Annotated in this window: 11 protein-coding genes; 4 read left to right on the top strand and 7 right to left on the bottom strand. The window is 66.9% G+C overall.

Annotated features, from left to right (window positions below; genetic code table 11):
- Positions 1 to 207: 207 nt before the first annotated feature.
- Genes ING15_RS16415 through ING15_RS16400 form a run of 4 tightly spaced genes read right to left on the bottom strand, consistent with a single transcriptional unit; the run spans position 208 to position 7,100 of the window.
- On the bottom strand, positions 208 to 2,289 hold the full coding sequence (locus ING15_RS16415; RefSeq protein ID WP_206455923.1) for a hypothetical protein: 2,082 nt from the start codon (positions 2,287 to 2,289) through the stop codon (positions 208 to 210).
- Complete coding sequence (locus ING15_RS16410; RefSeq protein ID WP_210348926.1) at positions 2,286 to 5,153, bottom strand: DUF4159 domain-containing protein; 2,868 nt, start codon at positions 5,151 to 5,153, stop codon at positions 2,286 to 2,288. Before ING15_RS16410 ends, ING15_RS16415 begins: the two co-directional genes overlap by 4 nt.
- Complete coding sequence (locus ING15_RS16405; protein WP_206455922.1) at positions 5,150 to 6,076, bottom strand: DUF58 domain-containing protein; 927 nt, start codon at positions 6,074 to 6,076, stop codon at positions 5,150 to 5,152. Before ING15_RS16405 ends, ING15_RS16410 begins: the two co-directional genes overlap by 4 nt.
- Positions 6,077 to 6,089: 13 nt before the next feature.
- Positions 6,090 to 7,100: an AAA family ATPase gene (locus ING15_RS16400; protein ID WP_206455921.1), complete on the bottom strand. Its 1,011-nt coding sequence runs from the start codon at positions 7,098 to 7,100 to the stop codon at positions 6,090 to 6,092.
- Between the two features lie 194 nt (positions 7,101 to 7,294).
- Between ING15_RS16400 and ING15_RS16395 the strand changes: the two genes are divergently transcribed.
- From ING15_RS16395 to ING15_RS16385, 3 genes are read left to right on the top strand one after another with little or no spacing between them, the layout of a single operon-like run.
- A complete protein-coding gene (locus ING15_RS16395) occupies positions 7,295 to 7,882 on the top strand; it encodes a DUF1285 domain-containing protein (RefSeq protein WP_206455920.1) in 588 nt (195 codons plus the stop codon).
- Positions 7,879 to 8,532 carry a CoA pyrophosphatase gene (locus ING15_RS16390; RefSeq protein WP_408628702.1) on the top strand — a complete coding sequence of 218 codons (654 nt, stop codon included), beginning with the start codon at positions 7,879 to 7,881 and terminating at the stop codon, positions 8,530 to 8,532. The genes ING15_RS16395 and ING15_RS16390 overlap by 4 nt, the downstream gene beginning before the upstream one ends.
- On the top strand, positions 8,529 to 9,770 hold the full coding sequence (locus tag ING15_RS16385; protein WP_206455919.1) for a CCA tRNA nucleotidyltransferase: 1,242 nt from the start codon (positions 8,529 to 8,531) through the stop codon (positions 9,768 to 9,770). Before ING15_RS16390 ends, ING15_RS16385 begins: the two co-directional genes overlap by 4 nt.
- 92 nt (positions 9,771 to 9,862) lie before the next feature.
- Here ING15_RS16385 and ING15_RS16380 read toward each other — a convergent pair whose 3' ends face one another.
- Entirely contained in the window at positions 9,863 to 10,039 is a 177-nt protein-coding gene (locus tag ING15_RS16380; protein ID WP_206455918.1) for a DUF1059 domain-containing protein, read from the bottom strand.
- A gap of 87 nt (positions 10,040 to 10,126) precedes the next feature.
- Positions 10,127 to 11,035: an oxygen-dependent coproporphyrinogen oxidase gene (hemF, locus tag ING15_RS16375; RefSeq protein WP_206455917.1), complete on the bottom strand. Its 909-nt coding sequence runs from the start codon at positions 11,033 to 11,035 to the stop codon at positions 10,127 to 10,129.
- A gap of 298 nt (positions 11,036 to 11,333) precedes the next feature.
- Between hemF and ING15_RS16370 the strand changes: the two genes are divergently transcribed.
- Complete coding sequence (locus tag ING15_RS16370; RefSeq protein ID WP_206455916.1) at positions 11,334 to 11,606, top strand: hypothetical protein; 273 nt, start codon at positions 11,334 to 11,336, stop codon at positions 11,604 to 11,606.
- Between the two features lie 26 nt (positions 11,607 to 11,632).
- On the opposite strand, the gene ING15_RS16365 is transcribed toward ING15_RS16370, so the two are convergent.
- On the bottom strand, positions 11,633 to 13,447 hold the full coding sequence (locus tag ING15_RS16365) for a mechanosensitive ion channel family protein (protein ID WP_206455915.1): 1,815 nt from the start codon (positions 13,445 to 13,447) through the stop codon (positions 11,633 to 11,635).
- Between the last annotated feature and the right edge of the window lie 182 nt (positions 13,448 to 13,629).

The raw sequence follows: 13,629 nt of genomic DNA, 5'->3' as shown, positions 1-13,629 counted from the left end.
CTTCTCACAACAAGGCTTGCCGACGGAACAAGTCGAGGTGGTTGGGACTGCTGACCCTTGCCGTCGCGCGGCTGCATACGCCACGGGAGCAGTTCGCGGCGTCCTGCCGCAGGGTAAGTTTCCGCGCGAAACTCAGGAAAAGCAAGAGCCGCACATCCGGCTGACCGGTACCGTCTCGGTCGATGTCTCAAAGGCCGTAGATGGCCGCTACCGCCCCTCGCGATACCAGGTCGCCGACAGCGCCAGGAGCAGCACCGCCAAGCCGAGGAAGCCGGCGAAGAGCGGCGTGCGGTCGACGCCGCGCAGCACCGTCTCCTCGGTCTTCCGCAGCCCGATCCAGTCACGGCCGTCGGCGCTCGCCCGTCCGCTGACCGGCACGATGCGCGGCACGTCGATGTCGCCGGACGCTCCGGCCAGCCGGCGAACGCTGCCGCGCGTCGCGTCGGTAATCGGCTCCAGCTTGTCCGTCGTCGAGATCGCCTCGCGATACTCGCGCGGATTGACCGGCCCGACATTGGCCAGAGCGCGAAGGTCGCCATTCGCCGCCTGGAACAGCCCCAATTCGTCGGTCTCCAGGACGCCCTCGTAGCGGCCGGCGCCGGCTTCGACCATCGGCACGCTGACCGCCTCGCCGGACGGCGTCAAAACGGTCGCGGGTCCGGGCGTCTCGCCGATCGTCTGGCGGGTGACGAGAAGATCGGAGCCGCGTGCCTCGGCGTCCAGCGCCTCTTCCTCCAGCTCCGGCTCCTTCATCAGCCAGTGGGCAAGGCGCCGGAACAGCGCCACATGCGGGCCGCCACCCTCGAAGCCGCGCGACCACAGCCACTCGTGATCGGACAGAAGCAGCGCGATGCGGCCTTCCTCGACCCGGTTGAGGACGAGGAGCGGCTTGCCGTCCGGCCCGTTCATCACCGTCTCGCCCTCGGGCTCGCCGACGTCGATCGAGCGGAACCAGGGGCTCCAGTCCGGCGGTTCGCTGTTCGAGCCAGGCAGGTTCCGGGTGACCGGATGCTTGCGGCCGAGGTCGGAGATTTGCGGATAGAATGCCCGCTTTTCGATGCCGCCGGTCGGCATCGCCGGCAGCACCGCCTGCAGCGGCGTGGTCGCGACGCTTTCATTGCCGGCATATTCCGGCCCGGCGGCGATCAGCATCGCCCCGCCGTTTTCGACATATTGGGCGATGTAGTCGAAATACAGCGCCGGTAGCACGCCGCGCTCCTGATAGCGGTCGAAGATGATCAGGTCGAAATCGTCGATCTTTTCCACGAACAGCTCGCGGGTCGGGAAGGCGATCAGTGACAGCTGGTCGATCGGCGTGCCGTCCTGCTTCTCGGGTGGGCGCAGGATGGTGAAATGCACGAGATCGACGGCTGCATCCGACTTCAACAAATTGCGCCAGGTGCGCTCGCCCGCATGCGGCTCGCCGGAAACCAGCAACACCCGCAAATTCTCGCGGATGCCGTCGACGACCGCGATCGCCCGATTGTTGACCGGCGTGATTTCGCCCGGATCGCGCGCGGCGGAGAGTTCAAGGATGTTCTTGCCGGACCGAGGCAGCTGGAAGGCGAATTCGGCCTCGCTGCCGGGGCGGGCCTGCTCGCGGGCGATCAGGTCGCCATTGAGGAAGATCTGCACCTCGACCGGCGCGTCCGAGGCTTTCGGGCCTTCCTCGATGACCCGGTAGCGCAGGCGCTGGTCCTCGTCGACGAGACCGAAGCGCGGGCTGGTCGTCACCTCGATGCGGCGGTCGAACCCGTCCGGCCGGCCGGTGACGAGGCCGTGGACCGGTGCGTCGAAGCCGAGCGCCTGCGCGTCAGTGGGAATGTCGTGGATCTGGCCGTCGGTGACCATGATCGCGCCGGCCACCCGCGCCGGCGCGACGTCCTTGAGCGCGCCGGCGAGCGCGCCGAACAGCGCGGTGGTCGCGTCACTGGACGGCGCGTTGCCGGACCGCGCTTCCACCGTGCGGACCTCGAACTCCGGATAGCGGGCGAGACTCTCCTTCAGCGCAGCCTCGGCGGCGTCGGTCTGGGCGGTGCGCTCGCCGATGGTCTGGCTCTGGCTGCGGTCGAGGACGAGCGCGACGACGCTCTTCAACGGATCGCGCTGTTCGCGCAGGACGACAGGGTTGAGCAACGCCAGCAACAGTGCGGCGATGGCCAGGATGCGGATGACCGCGCCGCGCATCCGGGCAAAGATCAGCGCCAGCGCCAGCAAGACCGCTGGCACCGCCAGGATGGCGATCACCGTCCAGGAGAAGAAGGGCGCGAAGTCGATCGACCAGCTCATTGGCCGAGCCTTTCCAGCAGCGCCGGCACATGCACCTGATCGGCCTTGTAGTTGCCGGTGAGCACATACATCACGATGTTGACCCCCGCCCGGTAGGCATATTCACGCTGCGAGGGGTCGGACGAATCCGTCGGAAACAGGAACAGGCCCTGTTCGTCGACCGCCCAAGCGCTGGCGAGATCGTTGGCGGTGATCATGATCGAGGACACGCCGTCACCGCCGCGCGCCGGCCGCGAGGCCCCGTCCGCGTCGCGCACCAGCGATTCCACCCACAGCTCGGACCCGGTGTGCCGGCCGGGAAAGTCGCTCATGATGTAGAATGCCTTGGTCAGCACGTGGTCCGAGGGCACCGGCTCCAGCGGCGGGATGTCGAGATCGGCGAGGATGTCGCGCAGCCGTCGCTGGCCGGCCGACACGCCGCCGCCGGACAGGCCCGCCAGCGTGTCGTCGGCGACGTCGAACAGCACGGTCCCGCCCTGTTTCATATAGGCATCGATGCGGCTCACGGCGGCCTGGTCCGGCATCGGCGCGGCGGGATCGATCGGCCAGTAGATGATCGGATAGAACGCCAATTCGTCGGCGGCGATGTCGATTCCGATCGGTTCGCCGGGCTCCAGCGCGGTCTTGGCGGCGATGTATTGCGTCAGGCCCGAGAGACCGGCGCGGGAAATGCCGTCGGTCGCCGGATCGCCGGTCTCCACATAGGCGAGATGGGTGGTTTCGGTGGCTTCGATCGCCTTTTCGACGTCGAAGGTGAAGTCCGGGGCATTCGTCGCCACCGCAGTCTCCGCCACCTGCGCCAAGCCGGGGGTGGCGGACGCGGCGAGCGCCACGGCCGCCAGCAGGGCGATCACCGGCAGCGCGGTCGAGCGGCGGTTGGCGAAAGCCGTCCCGATCCGCGAGAAAGCTCCGTTCAGCCACAACAGCGCCAACGCGTCGAGCGCGAACAACATCAGCGCGGCGGCGAACAGCCAGGGCGTCAGATCGACGGCGTCTTCGCCGCCATAGCCGCGCGACTGCAGAGGCGCGCCGAGATCGAGCGGCGGCAGGGGTTTCAGTTCAGTGCCTGCCGGCAAGAGATTGTGGGCGATATAGCCGTCCTCGGTGCCGTAAAGGCCCGGCGGGTTTTGCAGCGTCACCGGCTGCGGTCCGTCCGCGACGAGCTGCAGCGGTTGCACATCGGCGCCCGGACCAACCAGACGGCCCTGACCGTCGAGAACGCGATACGGCGGCAGGCTGTCGGCCGCCGTGCGTCCGTCGGTCGTGTTCGCGCTCGCCCGCGACAGGGTGACGATCCGGCGCAGCATGTCGACGAAGGCGCCCGAGATCGGCAGGTTCGACCAGGTTGCCTCGGCGGTGACGTGAAACAGGACAATCGTTCCGGCGCCGAGTGACTCGGCGGTCACGAGCGGCGTGCCGTCGACAAGGCTCGCCCATGTCTTGTCGGCGAGGTTGACGGAGGGTTCGGCGAGGATCTGCCGCGTGACGGTGACGTCATCGGGAACCTTGATTCCGGCGAACGGGCTTTCGGCCGCCAGCGGCGCGATCTTTTGCGGCTCCGACCAGGACATGGCGCCGCCGAGCTGGCGCTCGCCGGTGCGCAGCCGCACCGGCACCAGCGGGTCTTCACCGGTGGTCGCCGCCAGCCGCGGGCCGGCGAAGCGCACCAGATAGCCGCCGTCCTCGACAAATTTTTGCAGGGCGGTTTCGGCCGTCTCGGGCAGGACGCCGATGTCGGCCAGAACCACCACCGAGGGTCGACGCTCCAGAAGCGACGGAATGGCCTCGGCAAGGTCCGCGCTATCGGGGCGTGCGAGGTCGGCGAAGGGCTCCAGCGCGCGGGTGATGTAGTAGAGCGGCGACAAGAGCGGCTGCGCGACGTCAGCAGATTCGCCCGACACCAGTGCCACACGGCGTCGCCGGAAACTGTCGTCGACCAGCCGCACGGCGCCGGCGTCGCTCACCCCGTCGACTTCCAGCCGCGCGATGTCGTTGCGCAACTCCACCGGGATCGCGAAGCGCGCTTCGGCGGCGCTGTCTCCGGCGGCGAATTCCAGTGGCGCGCGGCCGATCTCGCGGCCTTGCGCGTCGACGGCACGCAAAGCGAACGTTCTCGCTTCCGCGCCGCCGCTCGGCCGCACGGCTTTGACGACCAGCGCCTCGGTCGAGTTATCGGCCCCCGTCAGCCCGACGAGCCCGTCGATGCCGGGGGCATAAACGATCGCCTGACTGGGTGCGAGAGCCGCCAAGGTCCGCGCCGCCGAAGCGGTCTCCGCGCTGTCCAACCCGTCGGCAAGAAAGACCAGCGAGCCCGCGCTGTTGCCGGCGAGCGCCGTCGCCATCCGCTCGGCCGCCGCCGCGCGGTCGGTCGGGATCGGGTGCGGTGCCGCAGCGGCCAACCGTTCGAGCGCCGTCGTCGCCTCGACCGGCGTCGCGTCGTCGCTCGGGCCTTCCGCCGTGAAGGCGAGCGAAATCGGCCGGCCGGCGTCGCCCGCCTCGCGGATCAGGCCTTCGGCAGCCGCGCGCCGCGCGTCCCAGTCGCCGCCGCTCGCCCAGCCATTGTCGATCAGCAGCGCCAACAGGCCATCGCCCGACAGCTGGTTTTCGCGCGGATTCAGCGTTGGCGCGGCGAGCGCGAAAATGATCAGCGCAGCCAGCAGCAACCGCAGCAGCGTCAGCCACCACGGGCTCTTCGATGGCGTTTCCTCGCTCTTCAAAATCTCTTGCAAAATCCGCAGCGGCGGGAAGGTCTCCGTCTGCGGACGCGGTGGGGTCAGCTTCAGCAGCCACCAGATCACCGGCAGCGCCAGAAGGCCGAACAGCACCAGCGGTGCGCCGAAGGACAAAGCGAGACCGCCAATCATGCCGCGGGCTCCTTCGATCGCGGTCCCATGACCTGCGGCGCACCGCTCAGCCGGCCGTGGACGGCGACGAGCGCTTCCGAAGCCAGACGGTCGGTGCGGTGGGCGATGAAGCTCCAGCCCAGCCGTCGGCAATGTTCGGCGATGTGCTCGCGCCGGGCCTTGTAAAGCGTCGTGTAGTCCTCGCGCAGGGTCTCGGCCCGGCCGGCGGTCAGCTTCACCCCGGTCTCCGGATCGCGGAACTCGGTGCGCCCGGCATAGGGAAAGACTTCCTCGGCCGGATCCGCGACCATGATCACGTGACCCTTGACGCCGCGCCGGCCGAGGCGATCGATACGGGCGATGATGTCGTCGACCGGATCGAGCAGATCGCTGACGATGACGAGTTCGGTGAAGCGCTTCAGCCGATCGTCCGGTGGGAACGGGTCGTCCGGCCGGCTGTTGAGCAGCGCCGCGGCGATCCGCTCGGCGGCGTTGCGCGCCGAAATCGGATCGATGACACCCGGATAGCCGATCCGCTCGCCGGAGCGCGCCAGGATTTCGGCGAGCGCGAGGACGATCACCAGGGCGCGGGATTCCTTCGAGACCGGCGCGTCCTTCGACTGGTAGCGCATCGACGGCGACGGGTCCGCCCACAGCCAGACGGTCTGGGCCGCCTCCCATTCGCGATCACGCAGATAGACATGGTCGTCGCGGGCCGAGCGCCGCCAGTCGATGCGCGAGACCTGTTCGCCGTCGACGAAGGGGCGGAACTGCCAGAAATTCTCGCCGACGCCGCGCCGGCGCCGTCCGTGCCATCCGGCGATGACCGTCGCGACCACGCGCCGTGCCTCGACCAGAAGGTCGGGCATCAGCGCTGCGCGCTGGCGTGCCCGCACGAGGGCTTCCGGCGCATTGGTGAGGTCGACGCTCGAGCCGATCGGCATCGCGGCGGCCGCCCTAGGCCGCGTCGCGCTTCAGCGCGCCGATGACGTCGCGCACGCTCATACCCTCGGCCCGAGCCGCGAAATTAAGTGCCATGCGGTGCTGTAGAATCGGCTCGGCCAGCGCCATGACGTCGTCGATCGAGGGGGCGAGGCGGCCGTCATAGAGCGCTCGCGCCCTGACGCAGGTCATCAGCGCCTGCGACGCGCGCGGGCCAGGACCCCAGGCGACATGGGTGTCGGCGTGGCTGCTGCCATTGCCCGGACGCGCCGAACGCACCAGTTGGAGAATCGCCTCGACGACGCTCTCGGCGACCGGCATGCGGCGGATGAGCGACTGGATTTCGCGCAGGCGCTCGGCGGTCATCACCGGCTCGGCCGACTGGTCGGCGTTGCCGGTCGTCTCCACGAGGATGCGGCGCTCGGCCGCGATGTCGGGATAATACACGTCGACCTGCATCAGGAAGCGGTCGAGTTGGGCTTCCGGCAGCGGATAGGTGCCTTCCTGCTCAAGCGGGTTTTGCGTGGCGAGCACGTGGAACGGCGCCGGAAGGTCGTGGCGCTCGCCGGCGACCGTGACGTGATACTCCTGCATCGCCTGCAATAGCGCCGACTGGGTGCGCGGCGAGGCGCGATTGATTTCGTCGGCCATCAGGAGTTGAGCGAAGACTGGACCTTTTACATAGCGGAAGGACCGGCGTCCGGTTTCGTCCTGGTCCATCACCTCGGTGCCGACAATGTCCGACGGCATCAGATCCGGCGTGAACTGGATGCGCCGCGCGTCGAGGCCAAGGGCGACGCCGAGCGTGTCGACGAGCTTGGTCTTGGCAAGGCCCGGCACGCCGACGAGCAGCGCGTGGCCGCCGGCGAGGATGGCGACGAGGCATTGTTCGACGACGCTTTCCTGGCCGAAGATGACCCGGCCGACCGAATCGCGCACCTTGGCGATATCGGCGAGCGCGGTTTCCGCCATGGCGATGACCGCGTCGTTGCTGAGGGTCGCCTCCTGGGGCTGCATCATCGTCATCAGGAGTTCTCCGTCGAGGAATTGTCGCTGGGCGCCGCGTCCGGAGGGCGCGAAGCCACAACGGAATCGTAACATGGAAACGGCTTCCGCCGCTCCTGGCAAGCCACCGCGCCGCAACTATTTCGTGACTGCGAAGCCCGGCCAAAATAAGACCGGTCCTTTCCTGGGACCGATTGACGCGGAAGGGGATAAACATGCAAGAGGCGACATCGAATGCCGGCGGCATCAGCCTTGCGGCGCTCATCTCCCGCGCCGAGCGTGCCGGCAAGGGAGCGCCGCCCGTGGACCGCTGGAACCCGGCCTATTGCGGCGACATCGACATGGTGATCCGCGCCGACGGCAGCTGGACCTATATGGGATCGTTGATCGGCCGGCCTGCCTTGGTGCAGCTGTTCTCCACGGTGCTGCGCAAGGACGCGGATGGCCGGACCTATCTCGTGACCCCGGTGGAAAAGCTGGGGATCACGGTCGAGGACGCGCATTTCCAGGCGGTCGAGATGAACCGCGAGATGAACGACGGTGAGCCGGTGCTGACCTTCCGTACAAATGTCGGCGATCTCGTCGAAGCCGGTTCCGATCATCCGCTGCGCTTTGCCATCGGCGAAAACGGCGAATTTCGCCCCTATGTGACGGTGCGGGGCCGGCTGGAGGCGCGGCTGACACGGGCGCTGGCCTTCGAGCTTGTCGACTTCGTCGAGCCGGTGGCGGCGGGTGGCGAGCGCCAGGTCGTCCGCTCCGGAGGTGCGCTGTTCGACATCCCGGCCGAGGCGCACGATAGATGACGGCGATGCAAGCGGACATGTCACATCACACCCCCCGGTTTACCGCAGCGGATCTGCGCGTGCGAATGGAAGGGCTTGTGGGGGGCGGCGAGGAAACGCGTGAATATGGCGACCACCTCCTCAATCCCGATCTCGTCCAGCTGATGGAACGGGCCGAGGCGCGCGAGGCCGCGGTTCTCGTTCCCATCGTCGAGCGTGCCGACGGGGCAACGGTGATCCTGACCAAGCGCGCCGACCATTTGCGCAAGCATTCCGGCCAGATCGCCTTTCCGGGCGGCTCCGTCGATCCCGAAGATGTTTCGCCGGAAGCGGCGGCAATTCGCGAGAGCACCGAGGAGATCGCCCTCGATCCGGATCATGTCCAGCCGATCGGTCGATTGCCGCGCTATCTGACGACCACCGGCTTTCGCATCACACCGGTCGTTGCGATCGTGCGCCCGGGATTCCGCCTCGTCGCCAATCCGGCCGAGGTCGAGGACGTGTTCGAGGTGCCGCTCGGATTCCTGATGACGGAAGCCAATCACAGCCAGGAAAGCCGCATCTGGCAGGGCACGGAGCGGCGATACTATGTGATGCCCTTCGGTGAACGCTTCATCTGGGGCGTCACCGCCGGCATCATCCGTACCCTCTACGAAAGGCTTTATGCATGACCATGACGACGATCGACGCGCCCTGGCTGACATCCTCGTCGCTGCAATCGCTCCTGTCGGCGCTGTCGCATGACGGCGAAGAAGCGCGTGTCGTAGGGGGCGCGGTGCGCAACTGGATCCTCGATCAACCGGTCACCGACGTCGATGTGGCGACGACCACTGTTCCCGAAGAAACGGTTCGGCGCGTCGAGGCGGCGGGCTTTCGCGCCGTGCCTACCGGCTTCGAGCATGGTACGGTGACGGTGGTCACGCCCAAGCGGGCCTACGAGGTGACGACGCTGCGCAAGGACGTCGAAACCGATGGCCGCCGCGCCACCGTCAGCTTCGGCCGCGATTGGCAGGCCGACGCCGAACGTCGGGACTTCACCATCAACGCGCTGTATTGCCAGGCGGATGGAACCGTCGTCGACCTCGTGGGCGGCATTCCCGATATCACCAGCCAGACGCTGCGCTTCATCGGCGACGCCGAGACACGCATTCGCGAGGATTATCTGCGCATATTGCGGTTCTTCCGGTTCTTCGCCTTTTACGGCAAGGGCCGGCCGGACGCCGAAGGAATCAGGGCGTCGACGCGGCTGAAAGACGGGTTGGCGGGGCTGTCGCCGGAGCGGATCTGGTCGGAGTTGCGCAAGCTCTTGTCAGCACCCGACCCGTCGCGCGCGCTACTGTGGATGCGCCAGACCGGCGTGCTGACGGCTGTATTGCCGGAGACCGAGCGCTGGGGGATCGACGCCATTCATCCGCTGGTCGACGCCGAACGGGCTCTCGGTTGGGCTGCCGATCCGATGCTGCGGCTGGCCGCGATCGTGCCGCCCGATGCCGAGCGGCTGACCGAAATGGCCAGGCGGTTGCGCTTTTCCAACGCCGAGCGCGACCGTATCGTTGCCTTCGCGCACGCCGAGCCGGCGCGGCCGGACGAGAGCGAGGCGGCATTGCGCACGCGGCTGTATTTTGGCGATCGATCGTCGATCGTCGATCGGCTGCGCCTGGGTCTAGCGGCGGCGCGAGCCAAGGCGGAAGGCACGCAACAATCGCTGACGGCGGTGGCGACGCTAGCCCGCCAGCTGAACGCCGCAGAACGTTTCGACCCGCCCGAATTTCCGGTCAATGGCGAGGATCTGAAACGGGCGGGCATCGCGCCGGGACCCGACATGGGCGAGGCACTGAACCGGCTTCGTCGGCTCTGGGCGGAGAGCGGCTTCGTGCTCGACGGCGAGACCTTGATGTCCCGCCTTTGAAAGAGCGGCGGTCGGTACGATCCCTGCAACAAAAAAGCGGGCCGCCGGCCCGCTTCGCAGTTTCACATCGCCCCAATTCGAACGGCTGAAGCCTAGTTCAACAGCTCGTGGGTCTTCATCCGGAACGAATCCAGCATCATCGGCGAAATCCGGTCGACCCCGAGCTGCTTAGCCTGAACGACAGCCCGCCGAACCACCTCGGCCTGGCTCTCCGCTCGGATAACCCGTTGGCAGCCGGGAATGATGCCGGCACAATCTAGTTCGTACATGAATGATCCTCCCTGATCAGTTACACATACGATTCGTGAAACGCCGAATCAATTAAACAGATTTACATTTCGTTAAAAAATTACAAGTCAGGGCCACTTTACGATCGGCGGCATCGACGACAGGATCGAGGCGACGTTGCCGCCGGTCTTGAGGCCGAACAGCGTGCCACGGTCGTAAAGGAGATTATACTCGACATAGCGGCCGCGGCGGATCAGCTGCTCTTCACGGTCCGCCTCTGTATAGGGCTGAAGAACGTTCTGGCGCACGATGTGCGGATAGACCACCAGAAACGCCTTGCCGACGTCGCGGGTAAAGGCGAAGTCCGCGTCCCAGCCGCCTTGCTCCTCTGACGAGTGCAGCCAATCATAGAAGATGCCGCCGACGCCGCGTGCCTCGCCCCGGTGCGGAAGGTAGAAATATTCGTCGCACCATTCCTTGAAGCGGCCGTAGTCGGCGACACCGGCGTGCCGGTCGCAGACGAATTTCAGAGCCTTGTGGAAGGCGAGGGTATCGCGATCGTCGTCGGTGCGCCGCCGATCGAGCGTCGGGGTGAGGTCGGCGCCGCCGCCGAACCACTGCCGGGTCGTCACGACCATGCGTGTGTTCATGTGGACCGCCGGCACATTGGGATTGCGCATATGGGCGATCAGCGAGATGCCCGACGCCCAGAAGGTCGGGTCTTCCTCGGCACCGGGGATCTGCTTGCGGAATTCCGGCGAGAACTCGCCATGGACCGTCGAGGTATGGACGCCGACTTTCTCGAACACCCGGCCGTGCATCATCGACATCAGGCCACCGCCGCCGTCGCCCTCCCGCGACCATGCGGTGCGCTCGAACCGGCCGGCTGGGAGCCCGGTCTCCTCTCCGAACCCGTCCTCGAGTTCTTCGAAGGCGGCACAGAGGCGGTCGCGTAGTACCTCGAACCAGGCCTGCGCCGTCGCCTTTTTTGCGTCGATGTCGTTCGGCAGCCCCTCGGGCAGGTTCGGCTTTTCCATGCGGCAGTCACTCTCATGTGCCGGGGGCTACCCGGCGATTTGTCTGTCCGGCGCGGCAGGGTAAAGCCTCGCGGCGCCAACTATTTCGCGGCAATCGCATCTGAGGACGGCGAGCGCAATGCCAAGTTCGACACGTGGCAAACGGGTCTCGCGTGCATGGTAGCATAGCTGCTTGAGGGCTTGTCCGCATTATGATCGGTTCGGCTCTTCATTGGCGGCGCGGGCGGCGATTCGCAAAAGTCGTGCCGGGAGGCTATCTTTTTTCGACCGTGCCCGATCGCGATCATTAAGAAAGTCCATGTCCCGGCTCACCCGCCCGCCGCTCGACGGCCTTGCCAGACGCCTGCACGAAACCCGCGACGATCGCGCGGCCGGACGAATCCGCGGACAGGGCGGCGACAGCTTCGTGCGCGAAACCTTCAAGCTGCCGCGCGAAGCGGCTCGCATGAAGGCACGTGAGTGGTTCGACCGTTACCCCAAGGCCGCCTATTGGACCTCGGTGGAAAGCTGGCGGCAGCTGCCCGAGGACGAAATCGAGTTCACCATGCGCCGGCTGCCCAGCGCCGATTGAATCGGCGGCAACGAAGCGCAACGTCGTCATGCCTCGACCGATGCCGCTTCGGCGCCGGCGTCCGTGGCTGCGCCGGCCTGTGCCGCATCCGCGCCGTCGCCGACGCTGGCGACCCGCTGACGCGGCAGGAACGAGTTGTCCGACCGCGTGCCGATATGGTGGATCAGCTTTTCGCGGATGCGGCAGTGAAGGTTCCAGGCAGCGGAGGAATCCCGGGCGCTCATGTAAAAGCGCACCGTCATCGCCTCGGCGTCCTGGGCGATCACCAGGATTTTCGGTTCCTGCGCCTCGTCCCAGTCCTCGTCCTCGCGCAGCATCGCCTCGAACACCTGACGCAACTCGGCGATGTCGGCTCGGTAGTCGAGCTGCAGTTCGACCGGCTTGACGATGCCGGGATTGCGGATCGACCAGTTCTCGAACGGGTTGGAGACGAAATACTGCACCGGCACGACTAGACGCCTCTCGTCCCAGATGCGGATCAACACATAGGTGTAGTTGATCTCCTCGACATAGCCCCAGGCGCCCTCATACGACACCGAGTCGCCGATGCGGATCGGTTTGGCGAGCGCGATCTGGATCGAGGCCAGGATGTTACCGAGCACGGTCTGGGCGGCGAAGCCGAAGATCAGCGTGATGACGCCGGCCGAAGCGAGCAGCGATACGCCCAGTGTCTGAGACAGATTGAGCTGGATGATCAGCGCGCCGGCGCCGACCAGGAAGGCGAGCAGGATGATCAACCGGCGCATCACCGAGAGATTGGTCAACAGCCGGCGCGATTCGGCGTTCTTCTCCTGGCTGACGTCTTCGACGTAGCGCGATGCGAAGACGTCGAGCAGAATGTCGAGGACGCGCAATACACCCAAGGTGACCGCGAGGACGATCAGCGCGAGGAGGAGCGGCGCGAGCAAGGCGTTGAGCGGTCCGATGAACGGCAGGAGCGACGACGTCAGCCACCAGACCAGTCCGGCTCCGACGAGCAGCGCCGACGGTAGCCGGGCTCGCTCGACCACGCGGTTCAGCCAGGCATGTTCGCGAACGGGACGCTGGGCGCTGCCGACCAGCCGATAGGTGGCCCAGCCGGCGAGGCCGGCGCCGATCAGGATCAGCGGAAAGCCGGCGAGCTGCCAAAGCGGCAGGCCGAAGGCGGAGGGTTGCCGCGACCAGTCGGGCAGGCTGCGCTCGAAGTCCTTGGGGCCGTGGCGGGCATAGAGCGCCTCGATGCGCGCGACGCTTTCGCCGGCGATCAGCCAGACCGGCTCGCCGTCGGTCGGTTTCAGCCGCTCGAGCCAGATCGATATCGGCCGGCCATCCAGATCGAGGAGGCCGAGCTGAAGCGCTCGGCGTGGTTCGCCGGCGAAGGGGGAATCGCCTGAAGCGACAACATCGACGGCGTCGGGCCGATCGGGCAGACCCGCCCAATCGATCCAGATCTTGCGGTCGATCACCTCGTAAAGCTGACTGGCCAACGTCGCCGCGCGCCCGGCCGTCGGGGGGTCGGGCAGCAGCGCGAAATTTAGTAAGTGGGACGCGGTGGCGAAGTCCTTTCGTTCGGCCGCATCGATGAAGCCTTCGAGGACGATGCGCGGCGTGTCGCGCCGCAGGGTCGCGGGCGGGGCGGGCAGAGACGGATTCAGTGCGTCGACCCGCCACCAGTAGCGGCTCGGTTCATCGGGACCGCCGCCCTCGCCCGAACCCTCGCCAGACTCGGTCGCCGAACCGCCGCCGGGCAGCAGTTGCGCCGCTGCCGGAAGCGCGGCGAGGCCGGCGAACAGCATCATGGCCAGCGCCGCCAGCCCCGGCGTCCAGCGCCGTGTTCCCATCATGTCGGTGGGTCTGATCATATCCGTCCGCCTCGCCATTGCTCGCGTCAACGGTGGAGGCGTGGATTCAAAGATCAAGGATGCGAAGCATCTTCGGCATGGACGACACTACGTGGCCGCTCCGGCTGCGGTCATTCCCGGCTGTCACGCCCGGGAGAGAACCGCGTCGTCGACCGTGTTGATCTCCCGTGGTTCGTTTACGG

The organism is Aurantimonas marina (assembly GCF_017183135.1).
GTDB lineage: Bacteria > Pseudomonadota > Alphaproteobacteria > Rhizobiales > Rhizobiaceae > Aurantimonas > Aurantimonas marina.
This window is presented reverse-complemented; position numbering and strand designations above follow the sequence as displayed.